This is a genomic window from Pseudomonas psychrophila, from assembly GCF_001043005.1.
Classification (GTDB): Bacteria; Pseudomonadota; Gammaproteobacteria; order Pseudomonadales; family Pseudomonadaceae; genus Aquipseudomonas; species Aquipseudomonas psychrophila.
The window spans coordinates 568888-591159 of record NZ_JYKZ01000001.1; the positions used below are offsets into that span (position 1 = coordinate 568888).

Genomic DNA, 22272 nt, shown 5'->3' on the forward strand with positions numbered 1-22272 from the left:
TAATAATGAAAAAAGTAATGCTCAAGACCACACTTGGCCTCGCTGTCACTTTGGCTTCCAGCCAGATTTTCGCCAGCGGCTTCGCACTTAACGAACAAAGCGTCAGCGGTATGGGGACCGGTTTCGCAGGTCGTTCATCTTCTGCCGACGATGCAAGTACCGTTTTTGGTAACCCTGCCGGTATGTCCCGCCTTCAAGGTCAGCAAGTGACCGGCGGTGTCGCTGTAATTGATGCATCATCCAACATCAAGGATGCCAGCGGTAACGCCAGAGGTACCAACAAAGGCGATATGGTGCCCTTCACCGGCGTACCGATGGGTTTCTATACAAATCGACTCAACGACCAGTGGGCTGTTGGCTTTGGTGTATATGCCCCATTCGGCCTTGCCACAGAATATGAAAAAAACTTCCAGGGCCGTGCATTCGGTAGCACCAGTGACGTTGCTGTCGTCACCTTGCAGCCTACTGTCAGCTATGCATTCAACGATCGGGTTTCGGTAGGCTTCGGTCCAACCATCAACCGCATCGCTGGCAAGCTGGAATCTGATCTTGCGTTGGTCCCGGGCACCCCTGAAGCCCACGTCAAAATCAAAGGCGACGATACAGCTCTGGGGTTCAACGCCGGTATTTTGGTGCAAGCGACAGACACCACCCGCGTTGGCCTGACCTACCACTCCAAAGTCAGCTACAAGCTCAAGGGTCACACTGACATCGAGGCTGGCGCCGGAACACCAGCTGGACTGCTGAAAAGCAATCGCTATGACGCTTCGCTGTCGATCGACACCCCAGAGTCCTGGGACCTGTCCGTCACCCAAGATATGTCTGATGCATGGAAGCTCTATGCCGGTACTACATGGACGCGCTGGAGCCGTCTGAAAGACATTACCGTCAAAAACGAAGGCGTTACTGCTGCCAACGCTGGCGCAGGTGGCGCTCAAGCTTTCACCACCATCAAAGAAGATCAAAACTGGCACGACACCTGGGCTTACGCCATTGGCACGTCTTATCAGTTGAACAAGCAGTGGGTACTGCGTACCGGTCTGACCTGGGACCAATCGCCTACCAACAATGAAAATCGCTCGCCACGCATTCCTACCGGTGACCGGACGATCTTCAGCTTGGGTGCCGGTTATGCCGTCAACGAGAACCTAACCATTGATGCGGCTTACTCCTACCTGAAGGAAGAGTCGGTCAAGGTCAACGATTCGAAAGGCATCAACCGCTACAGCGCCAAATATGAAAACAGCGCTAACGGCTTTGCAGTAGGTGCAACCTACAAGTTCTGATTCACCGCGAGGCCAACCGCCTCGCCTGCTGAATCAAAAAAATCCCCGCTCTCGTTACCGAGGCGGGGATTTTTAATGGGTGCGCGTTTCAGGGCTTTGAAGCAATGGCCTTGTCGATCGCCTCGATCAATTCCGGGCTATCGGGTTTAGTAAGGCTAGAGAAGCTGGCAATCACATTGCCCTGACGATCAACCACGTACTTATAGAAATTCCACTTCGGCGCGCTGCTCTGCTCGGCCAGTACCTTGAACAGGTGCGTCGCATCAGGCCCACGCACATGCTGCGGATCGATCATGGTGAAAGTCACACCGTAATTGACGTAACACACCTTGGCCGTCTCTTCGCCATCTTTGGATTCCTGCTTGAAGTCATCCGACGGCACACCAATCAACTCCAGCCCCTGACCCTTGTAGCGCTGGTTCAGCGCCTCAAGCCCCTTGAATTGAGGGGCAAAGCCGCAAAAGCTCGCCGTATTGACGATCAACAGCGGCTTGCCTGCAAAGCGCTGGCACAGATCAATAGATTCCTTGGCCCGCAATTTAGGCAATGTACCTTCCAGCAAAGGGGGACAATCCGCCGCCCAAACCGAGCCGGCACAAGCTATCAGCAGTACAGGCATCGCAATCCAGCGCTTAAGCATCATCGGTGTCCTTTAAAAAGAGGCAGGCTCAGAACTTACTCACCCGACGCCACACTAGCAAGCGCCCATGCCTAACTGCATTAAAGCCAGTCCGCCTTGATGCCAGCCCCACCACACAAGGGCCAGCAACAAAACACCAATACTGGCTGCACCGAGCCATATCCAGGTTGAATTCACCCCATACTCCCCTGCGCCTGCAAACGGGCCACCGGGCGCTCGCGCACCGGCCAGTTCAAGGCCGCAGCCAACAGGCTTAACAAGATTGAGACCTGCCAGATCAGATCGTAACTACCTGTCTGATCATAGACCACGCCACCCAACCAGCCGCCCAGGAATGCCCCGAGCTGATGGAACAAAAATACGATCCCGCCCAGCATCGACAAGTTACGGACGCCAAACATGGTTGCCACCGTACCGTTGGTCAATGGCACCGTCGACAGCCACAAAAACCCCATGGCCATGCCGAACAGATATGCACTGAACTGCGTTACTGGCGCCCACAGAAACAACACAATCACCACCGCCCGGGCCAGGTACAAACCTGTCAACAAACGGGGCTTGGACATCCGCCCTCCTAGCCAACCGGCGGTGTAGGTACCAAAAATATTGAACAGGCCAATCAGCGCAAGCACCGTCGTACCCACTGTCGCAGGAAGGTGCTGATCCACCAGATAGGCCGGCAAGTGGATGCCAATAAACACCACCTGAAAGCCGCAGACAAAAAAGCCAAACGCCAATAGCCAGAAGCCCGAGTGCGAGCACGCCTCACGCAGAGCCTCCTTGAGGGTTTGCTCGCCACCCAGATTGGGTAACGGCCGATCCTTGAGCATGCTGACCAACGGCACAATCAGCGCCACCAACACACCCAACACCAATAGCGCCGTCGACCAACCGAGCCAGCCAATCAACCCCAAGGTACCGGGCAACATCGCGAACTGACCAAAAGACCCCGCCGCACTGGCAATCCCCATGCCCATGCTGCGTTTTTCTGCGGGCAAGGCGCGCCCGACGACACCCAGGATTACCGAGAACGAAGTACCGGACAGACCGATCCCGATCAGCAGCCCCGCGCTCAACGACAGTGACAGCGGCGAATCCGACAGCCCCATCAACAGCAACCCCACCGCATACAACACACCCCCGACGATCACCACCCTGGCCGCGCCAAAGCGGTCTGCCAGCGCCCCGGTAAAAGGCTGAGCCAGGCCCCAGATCAGGTTCTGCAAGGCAATAGCAAAGGCAAACACCTCACGCCCCCAGCCAAATTGCGCGCTCATGGGAGGCAGAAACAGACCGAACCCATGCCTTACGCCCAAAGACAGAGCCAGGATAAGCGCACTGCCAAGAAGGACCCATCCACTGTTGCGCCACACCGATGTCATTGTTGTTCTCCGGGAGCGGGTATATACCCATTTATAATCGAACCGCTGCCCCCTAGGGGGTGTTCTCAATCAGTGCCTGCCAACTCATCCAATAGCTGTAACAGTTGTGCGCGCTTGGCTTCACCCAAACGATCCATCAAGCGCTGCTGAGCGTCCTCCCAGGCAGGCAGGGCAGCCGTCAAGCACTCGTCCCCTGCCTGGGTCAGGCAAACCAGACGATTACGCTGATCAGCCCCCTCCATCAGTTTCAACAGACCCGCGCCCTCAAGCACCCGCACATTACGCCCCAACGTACTGCGATCCAGCCCCATCGCTTCTGCCAGGCTGGAAATGCTGGGTTGATCGAGCCGCTTGAGATTACACAGCAAAGAATACTGGGCGACGTTGATCCCGAAGCCGTCGAGAGCGCCGTCGTAATGCCTGCTCACGCCACGCGCAGCACGTCGCAGATTGGTGCATAAACACTGAGTTGGTAACATTTTGTATGTATATACCCGCAATAAAACAGAATCAAGATTTATCTCAGAGCGATCAACCTTGGTGAATCTGGCAGCACGTCAGGCAACGATCAACGCCAGCCCAACCAACACCAGCACTTCGAGCAACTCCAGCAGCGCACCAGCGGTATCGCCCGTGGTGCCTCCCAGACGGCGCATCATCACCCGGCGTAGCCCTTCAAACCCCACGGCTGCCAGTAGCAATGCCCACAACCCGGCATACCCGGCCAATACCACACACGCCAGGGCACTGCCTCCCAACATCCACCAGCCCGCCTTGCGCGGCAAATGGTCAGCCAGCGCCTGCCCCAAACCACCGGCCCGTACATACGGGGTGGTCAGGAATACGGCCAGCAAAGCGCTGCGCCCGATCAAGGGAGCGATCAGAAGTAGTGCACCGTTGTGCTGTTCTATCAACGCCAGCAGCGCACAGAACTTGAGCAATAACACCAACGTCAGCGTAACCACCGCGATCGGTCCGCTGCGGGGGTCTTTCATGATGGTCAGCGTGCGGTCGCGATCGCCAAAGCCACCCAGCCAGGCATCGGCACTGTCAGCCAGGCCATCCAGATGCAGCCCGCCGCTGAGCAACACCCAAGCCGTCAACAGTAAAGCGGCGTGCAACATCAGCGGCGCATCTGTCAGCAGTGCATTGAGGCCCCACAACAGCAAACCGAACAGCAAGCCCACCAGCGGATAAAACAGCAGTGAACGCCCCATTTCCTGAGGCTGGGGCATACCCGGCAGGCGAATTGGCAAGCTGCTCAAAAACTGCAAGGCAATCCAGAACGGCAACATCACTGATCGACCTCGGCGAGCTCTCCATCGGGGCCGACCTGCAACCCGAACAGCGCGCCGTGGATTACCGGTACTTGCAGCAACTGCTCGCGAGGCATACCGCGAGCCTGGGCCAACAACAACTTCATCACCCCGCCATGGCATACCACCAGCACCCGCTGGCCTGCAAAATCCCGCTGCAAACGGCTGACGGCCGATAGCACCCGCGCCGAGAACTCAAGCACTGGCTCGCCGTCGGGCGGGGTAAAGGCATAAGGGTCGGCCCAGAACAAGCCCAAGGCTTGCTCATCGGCTTCCATCAGCGCCGCAGCGCTCTGCCCTTCCCAAGCACCAAAATGAAGTTCTTGCAGATCCTTGTCGAACGACACAGGCAGATCGAGCCGCTCGCTCAGTTCCCGGGCAAACAATGCGCAGCGTTGCAACGGCGAGCTCACGATTCGATCCCACGGTCCTTGGCCTGTCACGGCATCTCGCATTTGCGTCCAGCCCAATGTCGTCAAGGCGTCGTCAAGGCTGCCGCGCAAACCGCCACCCAGCTCGGTCTCGCCATGACGCAGCAAATCCAGCTGCACGGTCATGCCGGACGATCTGCCACGGCGGCTTCGGCAAAGGTCGCCATCTGCCCGTGCAGGTCGCACGCCAAACGCATCAACGGCACCACCAACGCAGCACCGCTGCCCTCGCCCAGACGCAAGCCCAGATCAAGCAACGGCTCAGCCTGCAAGCTTTCCAGCACATGGCGATGCCCCTGCTCAGCCCCTCGATGACTGAAGATCAACCAATCGCGACACAGCGGATTCAAGCGCACGGCGACCATGGCCGCGACGGTGCAGATAAATCCATCGACCACCGCCACGATGCCTTCCTGGGCACAGGCCACATAGGCGCCGACCAAGGCAGCAATTTCAAAGCCCCCCAAGCGAAACAGAGTCTGCAGCGGATCGTCGAGGTGACCGGCATGCAACGCCAGCGCACGGTCAATCACCCGCGCCTTGTGGCTTACACCGGCTGCATCCAGCCCCGTGCCTGGCCCGGTCAACAGTGAGGCCGGGCAATCAAGCAGCGCACTGGCCACGGCACTGGCAGACGCGGTATTGCCGATCCCCATTTCACCGCCGATAAACACCTCGCTGCCTGCAGCCTGTGCCCGCAAAATACTGTCGCGCCCAGCGTGCAGAGCTTTCAAACCCTGAGCGTCGGACATCGCAGGACCCGTCGCAAAATTGGCCGTACCCGCGCCCAACTGCAAGTGACGCACACCCGGCAGATCAAGCATCGGCGTCACCGTACCCAGGTCCACCACATCCAGTTGCGCGCCCAATTGGCGGGCCAGCACACTGATTGCCGCACCACCACTGACAAAGTTGTGCAGCATTTGCCCGGTGACCGCTTGCGGATAGGCCGACACACCTTCAACGACTACGCCGTGATCACCTGCAAAAATCCCGATCCATACCTGATCGACACGGGGCTTGAGTCGCCCTTGCAAACCAGCCAGTTGCACCGCCAACGCCTCAAGCTGACCCAGGGAGCCTGCGGGCTTGGTCAGTTGCTGCTGACGCTCGGCCGCGGCCGCTTGCATGTCACGGTCAACGGGCTTGCAGGGGTTCAGCCACCAAGGGGTGCTCATAATGCAGTTCCTTTCAACGTCAGGGGCAGGCCCGCCACTGTCAGCACGACTCGCTGACAGCGTTCGGCCAGGGCTTGATGCAACCAACCGGCTTCATCGACATAGCGGCGAGTCAATTCGCCCAGCGGCACGACACCCATTCCGGTTTCGTTGCTGACAAACACAATTTCGCCCGGCAGATCAGCCAGGCATTCCAACAGCGCGTCACGCTCGGCATTCAAGCGCTGCGGGTCTTCGAGCATCAGCAGATTGGTCAGCCACAGCGTCAGGCAATCCACCAGCAAACAAGCATCGGCGCGAGCGTTGTCACGCAGCACCCGGGCCAGCTCAATCGGCTCCTCGATGAGCGCCCAATGCCCGGGACGACGTTCGCGATGATGGCGCACGCGCTCGTTCATCTCACCGTCCAGCGGCTGACTGGTGGCTATGTAGGTGACGGCACAGCCGGACTCGGTCGCCAGCTTTTCAGCCAGACGGCTTTTACCCGAGCGGGCACCACCCAAAATCAGTTGCAGCATGTCAATAAACCTCTGGAACTGTGGGAGCGAGCCTGCTCGCGAAAACTCCAATGCGGCTTCGCGAGCAGGCTCGCTCCCACAGATTTAAATTCTGCACAACGCTCGCAAGTACGCGGTATCCAGATGGTTTTCCACCAGATCCGCCAGCCGTTCGATATCTCGCTCGCGCAGGGCGTGGTAGTCCACTTCTTGCACATCCTGCAAACCGGCCCAACGCAGCAACGCACTGCAAGCCGCAGGCGACTCGAACACACCATGCAGATAAGTGCCGAGGATTTGCCCGTCCGCACTTTGCGCGCCATCACAGCGCCCGTCATCCAGGTGCACCACTGGCAGCTCCAGCGCTACGCCCGTGGTCACGCCGGCGTGGATTTCATAGCCGCTGACGAGTGCGTTCTCAAGAGTCAAATGCCCGCGCACATTGCGCAACTGCTTCTCGGCTGCAAGCTCGGTGCTAAACGCCAGCAAGCCCAACCCGGCACTTGAACCGGCTGGCCCTTCAAGGCCCAGCGGGTCGTGGACCTGCTCACCGAGCATCTGTAAACCGCCGCAAATTCCAAGCAGTTTTCCGCCGTAACGCAAATGACGGCTGATGGCCGCATCCCAGCCATTGGCGCGCAAGTACACCAGATCGCTGCGCACGCTCTTGGAGCCAGGCAGGATGATCAAGTCTGCGGGCGGGATCGGTTGCCCCGGCCCCACAAACTGCAGGTTTACTTGCGGGTGCAGGCGCAACGGATCGAAGTCGGTGTGATTGCTGATACGCGGCAATACCGGCACCACCACGTTGAGCACCTGTTCGACCTTGTCAGTCTGGCGCTGATCAATGCCGTCTTCGGCCTCAAGATGCAGGTCCATCACATAGGGCAACACGCCGATCACCGGTTTGCCGGTGCGTTGTTCCAGCCAGTCGAGGCCGGGCTGGAGCAACGCGATATCGCCACGAAAACGGTTGATGATGAACCCCTTGACCCGTGCCTGTTCGGTCTCGGACAGCAACTCCAGAGTGCCGACCAGATGGGCAAACACCCCGCCGCGATTGATATCGGCAATCAACACCACCGGGCAATCAACCGCTTCGGCAAAGCCCATGTTTGCGATATCACCGGCCCGCAAATTGATCTCGGCCGGCGAACCCGCGCCCTCGACCATGACCACCGGATATGCGGCACTCAAACGCTGATGCGAGGCCAATACCGCTTGCATGGCAATGGCCTTGTAGTCGTGATACGCCACCGCATTCATGCTGGTGACGGCACGCCCGTGAATAATCACTTGGGCACCGGTGTCGCTATTGGGCTTGAGCAGCACCGGATTCATGTCCGTGTGCGGCGCCAATCCAGCCGCCTGGGCCTGCACTGCCTGGGCACGACCGATCTCGCCACCCTCGGCGGTCACTGCGCTGTTGAGCGCCATGTTTTGCGGTTTGAACGGCACCACAGCGACGCCCTGGCGGGTCAGCCAGCGGCACAGGGCCGTCACCAGCGTGCTCTTGCCGGCATCGGATGTGGTGCCTTGCACCATCAACGTACTCATGTGGTTTCCTTGGTATACGCTGCCAATGCCTGCTCCAGGCGCACCCAGTCAGCCTCATCGGCAGGCAGGCCAAAACGTACGCTGCTGTTGTGGGCAAACAGGCGCAGCAAAATGCCGCGGTGCGCCATAAATTCGTACAGGCGATCGGCGTGAGGCGTGATTAACCACTGGAACAATGCACAGCCGCCGTACGGCGGCAAATCATGCAACCCCAGCAATCGCTCAAGCCGCCCGCTGGCCAGCTCACTGCGCTCGCGCTGGCGAGCATGGCCGTCGGTGTCGAGCAGGCAGGCCTGACCGACGATGCGCGTGGGACCGCTAACGGCCCAGGGCCCAACTTGCTCGGCCAGCAACTTGAGTAATTTTTGCTCGGCCAGCACAAAACCCAACCGTACCCCGGCCAGACCAAAAAACTTGCCGAAAGAACGCAACACGATCAGCCCGGTACGCTGTGTGTGCTCGGCCAGGCTAAGTTCTGGGGTGTTGTCCATAAAGGCTTCGTCCACCACCAGCCAGCCACCGCGCTGCACCAGCCGCGCATGCCATTCCAGCAAACGCTCCGGCGACAGCTTCAACCCGGTAGGGTTGTTGGGATTGACCACCACCAGCACGTCCAGCGTGTCGAGGTAGAAATCGACTTCCTGTTCCATGATTTCACGCACGATATGCCCGCTGTGCCTCCAGGCATGTGCATGTTCGGCGTAACACGGCGACAGCACACCCACCTTTCCACTGCGACGCAGGCGCGGCAGCAGCTGGATCGCGCACTGCGAGCCCGGCACCGGCAAGACACTCAACGCGCCGTAATAGGCACAGGCGGCTTGCTCAAGACCATCGTCGGTTTCAGGCAAACGCGCCCAGGCACGCTCGGGTACAGGGGGAATATCAAAGGGCCAGGGCGCCAGTCCAGTGGACAAATCCAGCCAGTCAGCCTCGGCAATACCGTAATGCTGCGCCGCCCTGCGTAAACGTCCGCCGTGCTCAAGCATAGAATTCACTCCACGCACACAGAACCAATAGCCACAGCCATACGCCACGTTGCACCAACTGCCAACCACGACCAATCGAGTCGGCATCCGCTGGCACGCCTTCGCCCAACTGCGGGCGCTCATGCAGTTCGCCGTGATAAATCGCCGGGCCACCCAGCTCAACACCCAGGGCACCTGCGCCTGCGGCCATTACCGGGCCTGCATTGGGGCTGTCCCACTGAGGTGCCTGCTTGCGCCAGCACTTCAAGGCCAGTCGGGTTTTACCCAGCACGGCGTAAGTCAACGCCACCAACCTTGCAGGAATATAGTTAAGAACATCGTCGATACGGGCAGCAGCCCAACCAAAACGCTCAAAGCGCTCGTTGCGATAACCCCACATCGCGTCCAGCGTATTACTTAAACGATAGAGCACCACACCCGGCGCTCCCGCCACGACAAACCAGAAAATAGTGGCGAAGACCGCATCACTGCCATTTTCGAGCACAGACTCAGTGGCAGCGCGGGCAACTTCAGTCGAATCCAGCTCGCTGGTTTGGCGACTGACCAGATAACCGACCCGGGTCCGCGCCTCGTCCAGGTCATTGGCGCGCAAGGCCTCGGCAACCGGCTGAACGTGCTCGCCAAGGCTGCGCATGCCCAACGCGCAATACAGTGCCAGAATTTCCACCAGCCAGCCGATATACGGCAGCCATGAAAGAGCCGTTGCAAGGATCGTCAACGGCAGCACCGCCAGCACCCAGGCCGTCACCCCATGACTGCGCCAGCCACGTCCGCCAGAATTGAACCGCTGCTCGATACGCTCGGCCATACGGCCAAACGCGACCAGCGGATGCCAGCGCTTGGGCTCGCCAAACAGCGCATCAAGCGCCACACCGGCGACGCACAGCAACGCCACACTCATGGACTCACTCCCCAATAATTCTCATACACCAGTTCACTCAGCGGACGCGCTTGCGCCCACCCTTCCAGCACCAGCATGGGTGCCGGATAAAAGGCCTCGACCGGGCCCAGACACAACACGGCCAGAGGTTTGGCTCCCGCAGGTAAACCCAGTAAATCGGCCAGGGCTTCAGGCTCGAACAACGACACCCAGCCCATGCCCAAGCCTTCGACACGCGCCGCCAACCACAGGTTTTGAATCGCACACGACAACGACGCCATGTCCATTTCCGGCAGGGTGCGTCGGCCAAAAATATGCTTTTCACGGTCATCCATCAATGCCGCCACCAGCACCTCGGCGCAGTCCTGTATACCTTCGACCTTGAGCGTCATGAACTCATCGGAGCGCTGACCCAACGCCTCGGCGGTACGTACCCGCTCAGCTTCGACCAATCCCTGGATCTTGCCCCGCAGTGCCCGGTCAGTAATGCGGATAAACCGCCACGGCTGCATCAGTCCCACGCTCGGAGCCTGGTGCGCCGCTTCAAGCAAACGCGATAACAGTTCGGGTGCCACGCTGCCACCACTGAAGTGCCGCATGTCGCGGCGCTCGGCAATGGCGCGGTACACGGCTGCGCGCTCTTCAGGGCTAAAGGCGTTGTCGGTCATGACGCCTTCACAGTACACGGCGCAAACAGCGCAGCAATGGCTTGAGGATTGGACGGAAAGTAGAAGTGCACGTAAGAGGCGGTCATCCGCCCTTCGCGATACACCGCTTCGGCACCGCGCCCGCCATTGGGGCTCAGGCCACGGGCAACAGGTTCAAGCTCAGTGCTGGTCAGCGAGTGATGGTAAGTGTGACCACGCAGCAGCCCTTCGGGCATGTCCACCGATTGCAATGCCAACGCCGCCAGACGCTTTTGCATCGTCGCCTCCCCCGTCAGCAAACCCACCAGCTCGGCACGCTGACCGTCAACATCGGTCAAGGCATCGAGCAGATAAAGCATGCCACCACATTCGGCCAGCAGCGGTTTACCTGCGGCGTGATGGGTGCGGATCGCCTCAAGCATCGGTGCATTGCGCGACAGCTCAAGGTGATGCAATTCCGGATAACCACCCGGTAAATAAAGACTGTCGGCCTCGGGCAGGCAGGTATCGCGAATCGGCGAAAAAAACACCAGCTCGGCTCCCATCGTCCGCAACAGGTCCAGACTCGCTCCATAGGTGAAGGCAAAGGCTTCATCCCGGGCTACAGCAATTCGAACCCCAGCCAACAATGGCTCGACCGTCACGGGCTCAGGCGCGGCAAATTCAACGGCGGGTGGCAGCGCTACCTCACAGGTACTGGCCAAAGCATTGGCTGCCGCGTCGAGACGCGCATCCAGGTCGTTGAGCTCACTGGCCTGCACCAGCCCCAAATGCCGACTCGGCAACTCGATACCGGTCTCACGGGACAACGCCCCGTACCAGCGCAAGCCTTCGGTCAGGCTGCCTTCGAGCAACTGGGCATGACGCACCGTGCCGACCCGGTTGGCCAGCACCCCGGCGAACGGCAGATCCGGCTGGTAGCGCGCCAGTCCCAAGGCCAGGGCACCGAACGTCTGGGCCATTGCAGTGCCATCAATCACACCCAATACCGGGACGCCAAAATGCCGCGCCAGATCGGCGCTGGACGGCGTACCGTCGAACAACCCCATGACGCCTTCGATCAGGATCAGGTCTGCTTCACCGGCGGCCTCCCACAGCAGGCGGCGACTTTCATCCGCACCCACCATCCACAAATCCACCTGATACACCGGCGCACCGCTGGCACGCTCCAGAATCATCGGGTCGAGAAAATCAGGGCCACATTTAAACACCCGCACTTTGCGCCCCTGATTGCGATGCAATCGGGCCAAGGCAGCGGTTACGGTGGTCTTGCCCTGACCGGAAGCCGGCGCGGCGATCAACACCGCCGGGCAATGACGCGACTCTCTCATGCTGGAACACTCACAATTCGATGCCTTTCTGGGCTTTGATCCCGGCCTGAAAGGCGTGTTTGACCACACCCATTTCGGTCACGGTATCGGCCAGGTCTATCAGTTCAGGTTTGGCGCCACGTCCGGTGACCAGTACATGCTGCATCAAAGGACGGGCCTGCAGGTCGGCGAGGATCTGCTCAAGGTCCAGGTAGCCATGCTTGAGTGCGATGTTCAGCTCATCCAGTACCACCAGCCCGATGGACGGGTCACGCAGCATTTCTCGGGACACTTCCCACGCGGCTTCGGCAGCGGCGATATCGCGTTGGCGATCCTGGGTTTCCCAGGTAAAGCCTTCGCCCATCACGTGGTAGCGCACCTGCTCGGGGAAGCGGCGAAAGAAGATCTCTTCGCCGGTGCTGTTGCGTCCCTTGATGAACTGCACCACGCCGCACTGCATGCCGTGGCCCATGGCCCGGGCCAGCATGCCAAAAGCGGAACTGCTTTTGCCTTTACCATTGCCGGTCAACACCAGCAGTAGCCCGCACTCATTGGGCGAGCTGGCAATGCGCTCATCCATGACGGCTTTTTTGCGCAGCATGCGCGCCTGATGACGTTCGTCGCGTTCGGGGGATTCGTTCATGGCAGCTCTCCGTTGGGGCTCAATGATGCAAACGGGAGGCGGGGGGATAGTCAAATAATCGGCACGTCCTCGCCCGCCGCGAGGATGCTGGATGGATCAGGCCGGTCTCCGGGCTCATAAGCGGTTTAGCCCCCTGCGGGACACACCCTGACCACGCGCCTTCCCGTGAAGAAACACAGTGGCACTCAGCGTGGCATTGACTCATTTACCGTTGCGGGGGCAGCGCCGGGATCATGGCGGTTGTGTGGGTCAAACACGCCCTCACCGGCTTCCCTGTTTCACTCGGCCAACCTTACGTTGCCGAGCACCTGAAACAAGCCGCGAAGGTTAGAGGGTTGGGGGTGGAGCGTCAATTAAAGGTGGCACCAAAAGGGTTTATACAAAGCTGCGGGCTGAACCTTTGAGGGGCTACGCTTCTCTATGACCTACAAGACCAAACTTAATGGAGTTCTTCATGCTCAAGCGCCAGCACGCTATTGTCATCGTACTTGCGGCAGGATTGGCTGCCTGCGGCGAGACTTCGACCCTGCAAGTGAGTGATGGCACCGGCCCGTCGCCGAAGCTGCCTGAACCGAACAAGACGCTTATACCCACCGTCAATATCGCCCCGGCGGTCGGTTGGGCTGAGGGCTCCACACCGATTGCCGCCCAAGGTTTGAAGGTCGCCGCTTTCGCCGAAGGCCTGGACCATCCGCGCTGGCTCTACGTATTGCCCAACGGCGATGTGCTGGTCGCGGAAACCAATGCACCGCCCAAGCCGGATGACAGCAAGGGTATCAAGGGCTGGATCGCGGACAAAGTCATGAGCCGCGCAGGCGCCGGTGTGCCGAGCGCGAACAGGATCACCTTGTTGCGCGATGCAGACCACGACGGAGTGGCTGAAACTCGCACGGTTTTTCTCGACAATCTGAACTCCCCCTTTGGCATGACCCTCGTAGGCAACGATCTGTATGTCGCCGACGCCGACAAGCTGCTGCGCTTCCCCTATCAGGCGGGCGAAAACAGCATCAAGGCGAAGCCGGTCAAGGTCCTCGATTTGCCAGGCGGCCCGCTGAACCATCACTGGACTAAAAACGTCATCGCCAGCCCTGATGGCACCAAGCTGTATGTCACCGTTGGCTCCAACAGCAACGTGGGCGAGAACGGCATGGACAAGGAAGAAGGCCGCGCCGCGATCTGGGAGGTTGATCGCGCTACCGGCAATCACCGGATTTTCGCTTCTGGCCTGCGCAACCCCAACGGCATGGACTGGGAGCCCAAAACCGGCACACTCTGGACAGCAGTTAACGAACGTGACGAAATCGGCAGCGATCTGGTCCCCGATTACATCACCTCAGTCAAGGATGGTGGTTTCTATGGCTGGCCCTACAGCTATTACGGCCAGCACGTGGATGTACGGGTCAACCCGCAAAATCCGGAACTGGTCGCCAAAGCCATTGCACCGGACTATGCCGTCGGCCCGCACACTGCATCCCTGGGGCTGAGTTTTGCCGAAGGCAGCAAACTGCCCGACTTCACCCAAGGCGCGTTTATTGGCCAGCACGGCTCCTGGAACCGCAAGCCGCACAGTGGTTACAAAGTGATTTTTGTACCTTTTGCTGACGGAAAGCCCACAGGCATGCCAGTTGATGTACTGAGCGGTTTTCTCAACGCGGACGAAAAAGCCATGGGCCGGCCGGTAGGCGTGGTCATCGATAAGCAAGGGGATTTGCTGGTGGCCGATGATGTCGGCAACAAGGTTTGGCGGGTGTCGGCAAAGCCTACCAGCAAATGAAACAGTGGGAGCGGGCTTACTCGCGATTGGATCACCGCGGCGTGGCAGTTACACCGCGTTGTATCCATCGCGAGCAAGCCCGCTCCCACCCAGCGTGATGCAGGTTCGGGTTTACGGCAGACGCGCCAGATGCTGCTCGGTCGGCAACACGCGCTTGGCATTCAGATAGGCTTTCTGCCAGTAGGCTTTGTTGAGACTGTCCAGCTTGACCGTACCGCCTGTGGCCGGTGCGTGCACAAAACGGCCTTCGCCTACGTAGATCCCGGCATGGCTGACCTGAGAACCGCCATTGGTGGCAAAAAACAGCAAGTCACCGGTTTGCAATTTGTCCTGACCGACACTTTGCGCCTGCATCACGATCATTTCGCGGGTGGTGCGCGGCAATGAAATGCCCGCCGCGTCGTTGTACACGTACTTGATCAGACCACTGCAATCGAAGCCGGAATCCGGAGTATTACCACCCCAGCGATAAGGCGTGCCCACCAGACCCAAGGCGCGAAACAGCACGTCGGCGGCTACCGGCGAGGTTTCTTCATAAGGGTTGGCAAACACAACAGGCTTTTTGACCACCGGGGCAGGTGGCGGGGGGCTGGCGCAAGCACTAAGCAGTGCTGCTAAGGTCAAGAGGGCAACACGGGCCATGGTCGACATAAACAGAATGTTCCTGATTCTGGATACGGCAACTCTGGCCGCGAAACCTGAAGCCGCGAGAGGGGACACCTTCGCGGCTTCAAGAATTTAACAATGCGACTGAATTCTAGCCCTTAGCAGCCAAACTTCAAGTAAGACATTAACTTTACTTGCGGGCTACTACGCTCGCCGGTGCCATCGCCAGGGCGCGCTTGGCCTCAATAAAGGTCTTGCTCCAGTAGCTGTCACCCAGGTTATCAATCCGTACACCACCGCTGCGGCGGCTGCTGGAGTGAATAAACTGGTCATCCCCCAGGTAAATACCGGCATGACTGACACGGCCACGACCATTGGTGCTGAAGAACAGCAAGTCACCAGGTTTAAGGTTGTTTCGTGCGACCAGCGGTGCTTTTACGTTGATCATTTCACGGGTTGAGCGCGGCAACTGCATGCCAGCTTCTTCCTTGAAAAGGTAACCGATAAAGCCGCTGCAATCGAAACCTGCCTCAGAGGTGCCGCCAAAACGGTAACGCGTACCGATCAGGGACATGCCGCGCTCAAGGATGCTGTCAGCCAAGGCGGGCAATTGGTAAGGCTTGCTGTTGGCGGAAAACTCAGCCAGTTCTTTTTCGGTGGCCAGTTCTTCCTGATAAAGAGCGGAAGATTGCGATACCGACGATGGCTTTTGAACCTGTTGATCGACAACTTGCTGCGACACTGGCGTGTGGGCAGCGCAGCCAAACAACAGGGTAACGAGTGCGAGAGGCACGAGGGGTGCGAAGCGCTTTAGCATGGGCACGACCGTGGCTTGTAAGAAAAGTAGCCGCGACTATGCCTTCTATGATCCTCATTTGCAAATTCAATCGATCTAAATGTGACTTGTTGGTTTTATCGTGACATCTAAGGCTTTACACCCCTGACGACAGATTTTGCGCCCACAGCTCTTGAGCCGCGCGGGTTTTCTGACGCCTGAAAAACGTCAAAAACGGCTGAAGACCGCAGTTTTAAAGGGGTGAGCTACCAGCCCAGGGTTTCTTTCAGGAAAGGAATCGTCAGCTTGCGCTGTGCCTGCAGGGACGCTTGATCGAGCCGTTCGAGCAGATCGAACAAAGCACTCATGCTGCGAGTGCCTCGCGTGAGGATGAAATGTCCGACTTCGTCGGTCAGATGCAGACCGCGACGTGATGCGCGCAACTGCAAGGCACGCAGCTTGTCTTCATCAGACAAGGGGCGCATCTGAAACACCAGCGCAAGGGTCAGGCGGGACTTGAGGTCAGCCAGTTTGATTGGCAGCTCGCGTGGCGAGGTAGACGCCGCAATCAGTAGACGGCGCCCGCTGTCGCGCAGGCGATTGAACAGGTGAAACAGCGCCTCTTCCCAGTCAGCACGCCCGGCCACCGCCTGAAGATCATCCAGGCAGACCAGTTCGTACTGCTCAAGGTTATCGAGGATTTCAATACCGCGATCCAGCAACTCGGCCAGAGGCAAGTACACCGCCGGCTCACCCATTTGCTCAAAGCGCAGGCAGGCGGCCTGTAGCAAGTGCGTGCGGCCTACACCCTGCTTGCCCCAGAGATAGATCAGGCTTTCTGTCCAGCCGGCGTCGGCTTCGCACAGTCGCTCGACATAGCCGAGTGCAGCGGCATTGGCGCCTGGATAGTAATTTATGAAGGTTGCGTCATCACGCAGACGCACACCTAGGGGCAGCTGAATCGGTTTCATGCTGACTGAACAGTTCAAGCGAACTGTTAGTGGCCTCTGTGTAAAGTATTAAAAGTTTATACCCGTGTAACCGGGCACACAATGTAACAGACCACGAGCAAAATCAAAGGTTTGCGTTAAGGTCTTGGATTGTTTGATCTTTTTCTGACATTTCAGGCGCTTCGAGCGCACATGAAAAAGGCGGGATCACCTACCCGGTGAGCCCGCCCTTCATAGCACCTTGCCGTTACAGCTCCGGGTCTTCACTGCCTTTATAGGCATGAGAGTCCTTGTACAACTCCTGCACATGACGCACCAGCACCATGATCACCGCCGCTACCGGCAATGCCAGCAACACTCCGGTAAAACCAAACAGCTCGCCACCCGCAAGAATCGCGAAGATCACGGCCACCGGATGCATACCGATCTTGTCACCCACCAGCAAGGGTGTAAGTACCGTACCCTCCAGCGCCTGACCGACCATAAACACAGCCACGATTCCGAGCATCGGGTACAGGTCCCCGCCAAACTGGAACAGTCCGGCGATCAGGGCGGCACCAATACCGACGATAAAGCCCATATACGGCACGATAGCCGCCAGCCCTGCCATCAAGCCGATCAACAGCCCCAGCTCAAGCCCGACCAGCATCAGACCGGCCGAGTAAATCACCCCCAACGCCAGCATCACCAGCAACTGGCCTTTCACAAAAGCGCCGAGCACGTCGTGACACTCCTTGGCCAGAGACACAATTTGATCGGCCCGTGCACGCGGCAACAAGTTGCGAATCTTGGCCAGCATGATGTTCCAGTCTCGCAGCAGGTAAAACGCTACGACTGGAATCAGCACCAGGTTGGCCAGGAAGCCGATCAAGGCCAGACTTGAAGCCGTGGCCTGGGACAAAACTATGCCGACAATGTCGGTGGCCTGCCCCATGTGCTCAGTGATTGCGGCCTTGATCTTGTCGAACTTCCAAAAGCTGTCGCTCAAACCAAGCTTGGCCTGCACCCACGGCATCGCCGTGTGCTGCATCCAGTCGAGTACCAGGGGTGCCAACTGATAAAGCTTCAAGAGCTGCTTGGCCAGCAACGGCACCAACACCAATATCAACGTCATCATGATGACCGTGAACAGTGCAAAGACCGCGACCGTGCCCCAGGTTCTTGAAAGCCCGGCTTTTTCCAGCCGATCAACCACAGGGTCGAACATATAGGCCAGGACGATTGCGACCAGAAAAGGCGTGAGTATCGGATGCAAAAAATATAAAAACAGGGCCAAGCCCAACCCTACGCCCCACCACACCCACTGTCGCGAATCAGCCATGAGCCACCCCATCCCTATATAAAGAAGACAACAACCTACCAGCGAAACCGAAGCTGCGCCGTTGGTGTAGAAGCAGCACCGGCCGCTTGCCCTGCGCCCGCCGCAGCAGGCACCTGCTCTGCCGGTACTTCCTGTAGCTGCGCCAGTCCAAGTTGCGAACGCAACTGCTCGGCACTGCCATTTACCAGATACACAATACGATCACCGTCGACACTCTTTAGTTGCGCGCCGAAAGGCTCGAGCAGATGCCACAGTTGCGCATAGCGCGGCAGCGTCATGCCTTGCACTTCAAGCAATTGCTCCGTGGAGACCCCGGGCTTGACCGCATAACGCGGGGCCAGACGCTGGCTCACCGCAAGCATCACGGCATCGGCCAGTGCCGCCTGATCCGGTGCCTGCGCACTGCCCTGCTCCTGCTGGTCGCCTACCCACAAACGCCACTTGGCACTCCACTGCCCATCGTCTTCACGGGCATGTACAGCCAGCAAGGCATCCGCGCCGTAGCGCTCTGAAGCCTCCTTCAACGGTGCGGGATTACTGCCCTCAAGGTTTTCAGCCGTACCCACCAGCTGTTCACTGAGATCTGCCAGCGGCAAGCGCAATGGCAACCCGCGGTGCTGCGCTGCACGGCGCAAGGGTTCAGCCACAGATTGACCGTCCCCGACCAGGCTCGACCCATCGACCGAATCGTTCAACCACCAGCCGAGCAAGGCGGGACGATTACTGCCCCACAGCGACAAACCGGCCTGGCGCAACGCCCGATCAGTACTCACCGGGTCGAAATCCACCTGCAGGCTTTCTGGCGGGCCAGCGTCATAACCATACCGACTGATGATCTGCTGCGGGTCCTTGCGAATCGCCTCAAGCCCGGGGTTTTGAACCGCCTTGGCATCACCCGTCAAACGCAGCACCAGGGTTTCCAGTGCCTTTTGCGTGGCCTGGGTGCGTTCATCGGGTGACTGGCTGGCCACCGGCTCACGCACTTGATAAAGGTCGGTCAGGATTTCGGCATGACTTGCCAGGCTAAAAAAGGACAAACAGCCCACGGCTAAAAATTGGCTCAGACGCATGAAAGATTCCCGATCACAAAAAGCAGCCTAAAAGGACGCCATAAAAACACTCGAACAGACTTCTGACACGGCTGCTGCCAAATCATTCACGCCCGTATCGCAGTTTTCATTCGGTCATAAAAACTCAAAAGTAATTCGCTATACCTTATACAGGCCCGCACACAGACCCAAGTACGACTAAAAAAGGTTTTTTTCGACAGATATAACCCTGCCTGTCGGCCCGAGGATGGCCGCTGCCCTTCAAGCCTGATAAAATCGCGCGCCTTCGCAGACCGCCAACAGCCGGGCACCCTGTAAATGCTCTGATGCACTTGACGAGCACTTGCAAGCTTGCCCCCTGAACTCGGTCGATACCCCCGAATCCCCCCTAAAGGCCTGGATTATGAGCAAGCAACCATCCCTGAGCTACAAAGACGCCGGTGTAGACATCGACGCCGGTGAAGCATTGGTCGAACGCATCAAGAGCGTGGCCAAGCGCACTGCACGCCCGGAAGTGATGGGCGGCCTCGGCGGTTTTGGCGCCCTCTGCGAAATCCCGGCTGGCTACAAGCAGCCTGTTCTGGTTTCCGGCACTGACGGCGTTGGCACCAAGCTGCGCCTGGCACTGAACCTGAACAAACACGACAGCATCGGTATCGACCTGGTTGCCATGTGCGTTAACGACCTGATCGTATGCGGCGCCGAGCCTCTGTTCTTCCTCGACTACTACGCTACCGGCAAGCTCAACGTAGAAACCGCGACCCAAGTGGTTACCGGTATCGGCGCTGGCTGCGAACTGTCCGGCTGCTCGCTGGTAGGCGGCGAAACCGCTGAAATGCCTGGCATGTACGAAGGCGAAGACTACGACCTGGCCGGCTTCTGCGTGGGCGTTGTAGAGAAATCCGAAATCATCGACGGCTCCAAGGTTGCTGCCGGCGACGCCCTGCTCGCCCTGCCGTCTTCGGGCCCGCACTCCAACGGTTACTCGCTGATCCGCAAGATCATCGAAGTATCCGGTGCCGACATCGAAAACATCCAGCTCGACGGCAAGCCGCTGACCGACCTGCTGATGGCGCCGACCCGCATCTACGTCAAGCCGCTGCTCAAGCTGATCAAAGAAACCGGCGTTGTTAAAGCCATGGCCCACATCACCGGTGGTGGCCTGCTCGACAACATCCCGCGCGTTCTGCCAAAAGGCGCCCAGGCGGTTGTGGACGTTGCCAGCTGGCAGCGCCCTGCCGTATTCGACTGGCTGCAAGAAAAAGGCAACGTGGACGAAAACGAAATGCACCGCGTGCTGAACTGCGGCGTTGGCATGGTGATCTGCGTGGCACAGGCTGACGTTGAAACTGCGCTGAACGTACTGCGTGAAGCAGGCGAGCAACCTTGGGTTATCGGCCAGATCGCAACGGCCGCCGAAGGCGCACCACAAGTTGAGCTGCAAAACCTCAAGGCGCACTAATGCCTGATACCTGTGATGTAGTGGTGCTGCTTTCCGGCACCGGTAGCAACTTGCAAGCCTTGATCGACAGCAATGACATCAAGGACAGCCCGGCAAGAATCCGTGCGGTCATCTCCAACCGCGCAGATGCCTACGGCTTGCAACGCGCCAAAGACGCGGGTATCGATACCCGCGTACTGGATCACAAAGCATTCGAGGGCCGCGAGGCCTTCGATGCTGCATTGATCAAGATCATCGACGAATTCAAACCGCAACTGGTGGTTCTGGCCGGATTCATGCGCATTCTCAGCGCAGATTTTGTGCGTCACTATCAGGGTCGCCTGCTCAACATCCACCCTTCGCTGCTGCCTAAATACAAAGGCTTGCATACGCATCAGCGCGCGCTGGAAGCGGGCGATCGCGAACACGGCTGCAGTGTTCACTTTGTGACCGAGGAACTCGACGGCGGACCTCTGGTCGTACAGGCAGTGATACCGGTAGAGTCCAATGACTCTGCGCATGCTCTGGCGCAACGGGTCCACGCCCAGGAACACCGGATATATCCGCTTGCAGTGCGCTGGTTTGCCGAAGGTCGCTTGTCACTTGACGAGCAAGGCGCATTATTGGACGGTCAATTACTTGCGGCCAGCGGCCACTTGATACGAACCTAGGAGAACTTATGCGTCGTGCCCTGCTTCTCGCCTTCAGCCTGCTGGCTATTCCAGCAGTGCATGCAGCCGAACTTCAGCCTTTCAAGGCCAGCTACACCGCTGACTGGAAACAGTTGCCCATGAGCGGTTCCGCCGAGCGCAGCCTGACCAAGAGTGACAACGGCATCTGGACCTTGAACTTCAAGGCGTCGATGCTGGTGGCCAGCCTTAACGAAGAAAGCACCCTCAAGATTGAGAAAAATACGCTGATCCCGCTGACCTACCACTTCGAACGTGGGGGCCTGGGTAAAGCGAAAAAGATCGATCTGGACTTCGACTGGGCGACCAAAATGGTCACCGGCACCGACCAGGGCGACGCAGTCAAAGTGCCGCTGCTTACCGGCATGCTCGACAAGTCCACCTACCAGCTCGCGCTTCAACGTGATGTAGAAGCGGGTAAAAAATCCATGAGTTACCAAGTGGTTGATGGTAACGACGTCGACACCTATGACTTCCGCGTGATCGGCCCTGAAGTGGTCGAAACCAAGGCGGGCAAGGTAGACGCAATCAAGGTTGAGCGCGTACGCGATCCAACACAGAACAAGCGCATCACAGAAATGTGGTTCGCCAAAAACTGGGATTCGCTGCTGGTCAAGCTGCGTCAGGTCGAAAAAGACGGCAAGGAATACAACATCATGCTGCTGGACGGCACGGTGAATGGCAAAACGGTCAAAGGCAACTAAACCGCAAGCCTCAGAAAACCTCGCTTCGGCGAGGTTTTTTTTGGCCCGCTGAACGACATGAACATGAAACTTTATTCATAAAACTTATGAGCGAAACCGTAAACACCCCGTATTACAAGGGCTCCAGGGTTATGCGCTTTTTTACAACATGACAGCGCGACAATCAGCTATTTACTTAGGAAGCTAACAGATTCTATAAAGAAGCCC

Annotated in this window: 23 protein-coding genes and 1 riboswitch; of the genes, 5 read left to right on the forward strand and 18 right to left on the reverse strand. The window is 58.5% G+C overall.

Annotation, left to right across the window (positions count from 1 at the left end; genetic code table 11):
- The first annotated feature begins 5 nt into the window (after nucleotides 1-5).
- Nucleotides 6-1286, forward strand: a complete 1281-nt coding sequence (locus TU76_RS02675; protein ID WP_019827702.1) for an OmpP1/FadL family transporter — start codon at nucleotides 6-8, stop codon at nucleotides 1284-1286.
- Between the two features lie 88 nt (nucleotides 1287-1374).
- Here TU76_RS02675 and TU76_RS02680 read toward each other — a convergent pair whose 3' ends face one another.
- The 13 genes from TU76_RS02680 to cobO form a co-directional block, all read right to left on the reverse strand.
- Complete coding sequence (locus TU76_RS02680) at nucleotides 1375-1926, reverse strand: glutathione peroxidase (RefSeq protein WP_019827703.1); 552 nt, start codon at nucleotides 1924-1926, stop codon at nucleotides 1375-1377.
- Nucleotides 1927-2099: 173 nt separating this feature from the next.
- Complete coding sequence (locus TU76_RS02685; protein WP_019827704.1) at nucleotides 2100-3308, reverse strand: MFS transporter; 1209 nt, start codon at nucleotides 3306-3308, stop codon at nucleotides 2100-2102.
- Nucleotides 3309-3373: 65 nt separating this feature from the next.
- Nucleotides 3374-3787 carry a MarR family winged helix-turn-helix transcriptional regulator gene (locus TU76_RS02690; RefSeq protein ID WP_019827705.1) on the reverse strand — a complete coding sequence of 138 codons (414 nt, stop codon included), beginning with the start codon at nucleotides 3785-3787 and terminating at the stop codon, nucleotides 3374-3376.
- A gap of 78 nt (nucleotides 3788-3865) precedes the next feature.
- Entirely contained in the window at nucleotides 3866-4603 is a 738-nt protein-coding gene (locus TU76_RS02695) for an adenosylcobinamide-GDP ribazoletransferase (protein WP_048351043.1), read from the reverse strand.
- Nucleotides 4603-5181, reverse strand: coding sequence for an alpha-ribazole phosphatase family protein (cobC, locus tag TU76_RS02700; protein ID WP_048351044.1), 579 nt, complete (start codon nucleotides 5179-5181; stop codon nucleotides 4603-4605). Before cobC ends, TU76_RS02695 begins: the two co-directional genes overlap by 1 nt.
- Entirely contained in the window at nucleotides 5178-6233 is a 1056-nt protein-coding gene (gene cobT, locus TU76_RS02705; protein ID WP_048351045.1) for a nicotinate-nucleotide--dimethylbenzimidazole phosphoribosyltransferase, read from the reverse strand. The genes cobC and cobT overlap by 4 nt, the downstream gene beginning before the upstream one ends.
- The gene (cobU, locus tag TU76_RS02710) at nucleotides 6230-6751 is read right to left on the reverse strand and encodes a bifunctional adenosylcobinamide kinase/adenosylcobinamide-phosphate guanylyltransferase (protein WP_019827710.1); all 522 of its coding nucleotides are present in this window, start codon (nucleotides 6749-6751) and stop codon (nucleotides 6230-6232) included. The genes cobT and cobU overlap by 4 nt, the downstream gene beginning before the upstream one ends.
- A gap of 84 nt (nucleotides 6752-6835) precedes the next feature.
- Nucleotides 6836-8287 carry a cobyric acid synthase gene (locus TU76_RS02715; RefSeq protein WP_048351046.1) on the reverse strand — a complete coding sequence of 484 codons (1452 nt, stop codon included), beginning with the start codon at nucleotides 8285-8287 and terminating at the stop codon, nucleotides 6836-6838.
- Nucleotides 8284-9276 (reverse strand): threonine-phosphate decarboxylase CobD, encoded by a 993-nt coding sequence (gene cobD / locus TU76_RS02720; protein ID WP_019827714.1) that lies wholly within the window; start codon nucleotides 9274-9276, stop codon nucleotides 8284-8286. Before cobD ends, TU76_RS02715 begins: the two co-directional genes overlap by 4 nt.
- The gene (gene cbiB / locus TU76_RS02725; RefSeq protein WP_046808889.1) at nucleotides 9269-10177 is read right to left on the reverse strand and encodes an adenosylcobinamide-phosphate synthase CbiB; all 909 of its coding nucleotides are present in this window, start codon (nucleotides 10175-10177) and stop codon (nucleotides 9269-9271) included. Before cbiB ends, cobD begins: the two co-directional genes overlap by 8 nt.
- Entirely contained in the window at nucleotides 10174-10824 is a 651-nt protein-coding gene (gene bluB / locus TU76_RS02730) for a 5,6-dimethylbenzimidazole synthase (RefSeq protein ID WP_019827718.1), read from the reverse strand. The genes cbiB and bluB overlap by 4 nt, the downstream gene beginning before the upstream one ends.
- A complete protein-coding gene (locus TU76_RS02735) occupies nucleotides 10821-12134 on the reverse strand; it encodes a cobyrinic acid a,c-diamide synthase CobB (RefSeq protein WP_019827719.1) in 1314 nt (437 codons plus the stop codon). The genes bluB and TU76_RS02735 overlap by 4 nt, the downstream gene beginning before the upstream one ends.
- Before the next feature lie 10 nt (nucleotides 12135-12144).
- Nucleotides 12145-12756, reverse strand: coding sequence for a cob(I)yrinic acid a,c-diamide adenosyltransferase (cobO, locus tag TU76_RS02740; protein WP_048351047.1), 612 nt, complete (start codon nucleotides 12754-12756; stop codon nucleotides 12145-12147).
- An 82-nt stretch (nucleotides 12757-12838) separates the two neighbouring features.
- Nucleotides 12839-13083: riboswitch (cobalamin riboswitch) on the reverse strand.
- A gap of 127 nt (nucleotides 13084-13210) precedes the next feature.
- Here cobO and TU76_RS02745 point away from each other — a divergent pair.
- Nucleotides 13211-14530 carry a PQQ-dependent sugar dehydrogenase gene (locus TU76_RS02745; protein ID WP_048351048.1) on the forward strand — a complete coding sequence of 440 codons (1320 nt, stop codon included), beginning with the start codon at nucleotides 13211-13213 and terminating at the stop codon, nucleotides 14528-14530.
- Between the two features lie 111 nt (nucleotides 14531-14641).
- On the opposite strand, the gene TU76_RS02750 is transcribed toward TU76_RS02745, so the two are convergent.
- The 5 genes from TU76_RS02750 to TU76_RS02770 all read right to left on the reverse strand — a co-directional run bounded on the left by TU76_RS02750 (nucleotide 14642) and on the right by TU76_RS02770 (nucleotide 19252).
- Entirely contained in the window at nucleotides 14642-15181 is a 540-nt protein-coding gene (locus TU76_RS02750; RefSeq protein WP_019827723.1) for a C40 family peptidase, read from the reverse strand.
- A 145-nt stretch (nucleotides 15182-15326) separates the two neighbouring features.
- Nucleotides 15327-15953, reverse strand: coding sequence for a C40 family peptidase (locus TU76_RS02755; RefSeq protein WP_019827724.1), 627 nt, complete (start codon nucleotides 15951-15953; stop codon nucleotides 15327-15329).
- A gap of 224 nt (nucleotides 15954-16177) precedes the next feature.
- Complete coding sequence (hda, locus tag TU76_RS02760) at nucleotides 16178-16882, reverse strand: DnaA regulatory inactivator Hda (RefSeq protein WP_019827725.1); 705 nt, start codon at nucleotides 16880-16882, stop codon at nucleotides 16178-16180.
- A gap of 226 nt (nucleotides 16883-17108) precedes the next feature.
- A complete protein-coding gene (locus TU76_RS02765; protein WP_046808892.1) occupies nucleotides 17109-18182 on the reverse strand; it encodes an AI-2E family transporter in 1074 nt (357 codons plus the stop codon).
- Nucleotides 18183-18217: 35 nt separating this feature from the next.
- Nucleotides 18218-19252 carry a DUF2066 domain-containing protein gene (locus TU76_RS02770; protein ID WP_048351049.1) on the reverse strand — a complete coding sequence of 345 codons (1035 nt, stop codon included), beginning with the start codon at nucleotides 19250-19252 and terminating at the stop codon, nucleotides 18218-18220.
- A 382-nt stretch (nucleotides 19253-19634) separates the two neighbouring features.
- On the opposite strand from TU76_RS02770, the gene purM reads away from it, so the two are divergent.
- From purM to TU76_RS02785, 3 genes are read left to right on the forward strand one after another with little or no spacing between them, the layout of a single operon-like run.
- Complete coding sequence (purM, locus tag TU76_RS02775) at nucleotides 19635-20693, forward strand: phosphoribosylformylglycinamidine cyclo-ligase (protein ID WP_019827729.1); 1059 nt, start codon at nucleotides 19635-19637, stop codon at nucleotides 20691-20693.
- On the forward strand, nucleotides 20693-21343 hold the full coding sequence (gene purN, locus TU76_RS02780) for a phosphoribosylglycinamide formyltransferase (protein ID WP_048351050.1): 651 nt from the start codon (nucleotides 20693-20695) through the stop codon (nucleotides 21341-21343). Before purM ends, purN begins: the two co-directional genes overlap by 1 nt.
- A gap of 8 nt (nucleotides 21344-21351) precedes the next feature.
- On the forward strand, nucleotides 21352-22065 hold the full coding sequence (locus TU76_RS02785) for a DUF3108 domain-containing protein (RefSeq protein ID WP_019827731.1): 714 nt from the start codon (nucleotides 21352-21354) through the stop codon (nucleotides 22063-22065).
- Nucleotides 22066-22272: the final 207 nt, after the last annotated feature.

Coding starts and splice junctions, on each gene's coding strand:
- bluB (WP_019827718.1), bottom strand. CDS start 10,824: ATGACCGACAACGCCTTTAGCCCTGAAGAGCGCGCAGCCGTGTACCGC.
- TU76_RS02745 (WP_048351048.1), top strand. CDS start 13,211: ATGCTCAAGCGCCAGCACGCTATTGTCATCGTACTTGCGGCAGGATTG.
- TU76_RS02695 (WP_048351043.1), bottom strand. CDS start 4,603: ATGTTGCCGTTCTGGATTGCCTTGCAGTTTTTGAGCAGCTTGCCAATT.
- TU76_RS02680 (WP_019827703.1), bottom strand. CDS start 1,926: ATGCTTAAGCGCTGGATTGCGATGCCTGTACTGCTGATAGCTTGTGCC.
- cobU (WP_019827710.1), bottom strand. CDS start 6,751: ATGCTGCAACTGATTTTGGGTGGTGCCCGCTCGGGTAAAAGCCGTCTG.
- TU76_RS02690 (WP_019827705.1), bottom strand. CDS start 3,787: ATGTTACCAACTCAGTGTTTATGCACCAATCTGCGACGTGCTGCGCGT.
- cobO (WP_048351047.1), bottom strand. CDS start 12,756: ATGAACGAATCCCCCGAACGCGACGAACGTCATCAGGCGCGCATGCTG.
- TU76_RS02675 (WP_019827702.1), top strand. CDS start 6: ATGAAAAAAGTAATGCTCAAGACCACACTTGGCCTCGCTGTCACTTTG.
- TU76_RS02715 (WP_048351046.1), bottom strand. CDS start 8,287: ATGAGTACGTTGATGGTGCAAGGCACCACATCCGATGCCGGCAAGAGC.
- cbiB (WP_046808889.1), bottom strand. CDS start 10,177: ATGAGTGTGGCGTTGCTGTGCGTCGCCGGTGTGGCGCTTGATGCGCTG.
- TU76_RS02785 (WP_019827731.1), top strand. CDS start 21,352: ATGCGTCGTGCCCTGCTTCTCGCCTTCAGCCTGCTGGCTATTCCAGCA.
- cobD (WP_019827714.1), bottom strand. CDS start 9,276: ATGCTTGAGCACGGCGGACGTTTACGCAGGGCGGCGCAGCATTACGGT.
- TU76_RS02765 (WP_046808892.1), bottom strand. CDS start 18,182: ATGGCTGATTCGCGACAGTGGGTGTGGTGGGGCGTAGGGTTGGGCTTG.
- TU76_RS02770 (WP_048351049.1), bottom strand. CDS start 19,252: ATGCGTCTGAGCCAATTTTTAGCCGTGGGCTGTTTGTCCTTTTTTAGC.
- purM (WP_019827729.1), top strand. CDS start 19,635: ATGAGCAAGCAACCATCCCTGAGCTACAAAGACGCCGGTGTAGACATC.
- purN (WP_048351050.1), top strand. CDS start 20,693: ATGCCTGATACCTGTGATGTAGTGGTGCTGCTTTCCGGCACCGGTAGC.
- TU76_RS02755 (WP_019827724.1), bottom strand. CDS start 15,953: ATGCTAAAGCGCTTCGCACCCCTCGTGCCTCTCGCACTCGTTACCCTG.
- cobT (WP_048351045.1), bottom strand. CDS start 6,233: ATGAGCACCCCTTGGTGGCTGAACCCCTGCAAGCCCGTTGACCGTGAC.
- TU76_RS02685 (WP_019827704.1), bottom strand. CDS start 3,308: ATGACATCGGTGTGGCGCAACAGTGGATGGGTCCTTCTTGGCAGTGCG.
- cobC (WP_048351044.1), bottom strand. CDS start 5,181: ATGACCGTGCAGCTGGATTTGCTGCGTCATGGCGAGACCGAGCTGGGT.
- hda (WP_019827725.1), bottom strand. CDS start 16,882: ATGAAACCGATTCAGCTGCCCCTAGGTGTGCGTCTGCGTGATGACGCA.
- TU76_RS02750 (WP_019827723.1), bottom strand. CDS start 15,181: ATGTCGACCATGGCCCGTGTTGCCCTCTTGACCTTAGCAGCACTGCTT.
- TU76_RS02735 (WP_019827719.1), bottom strand. CDS start 12,134: ATGAGAGAGTCGCGTCATTGCCCGGCGGTGTTGATCGCCGCGCCGGCT.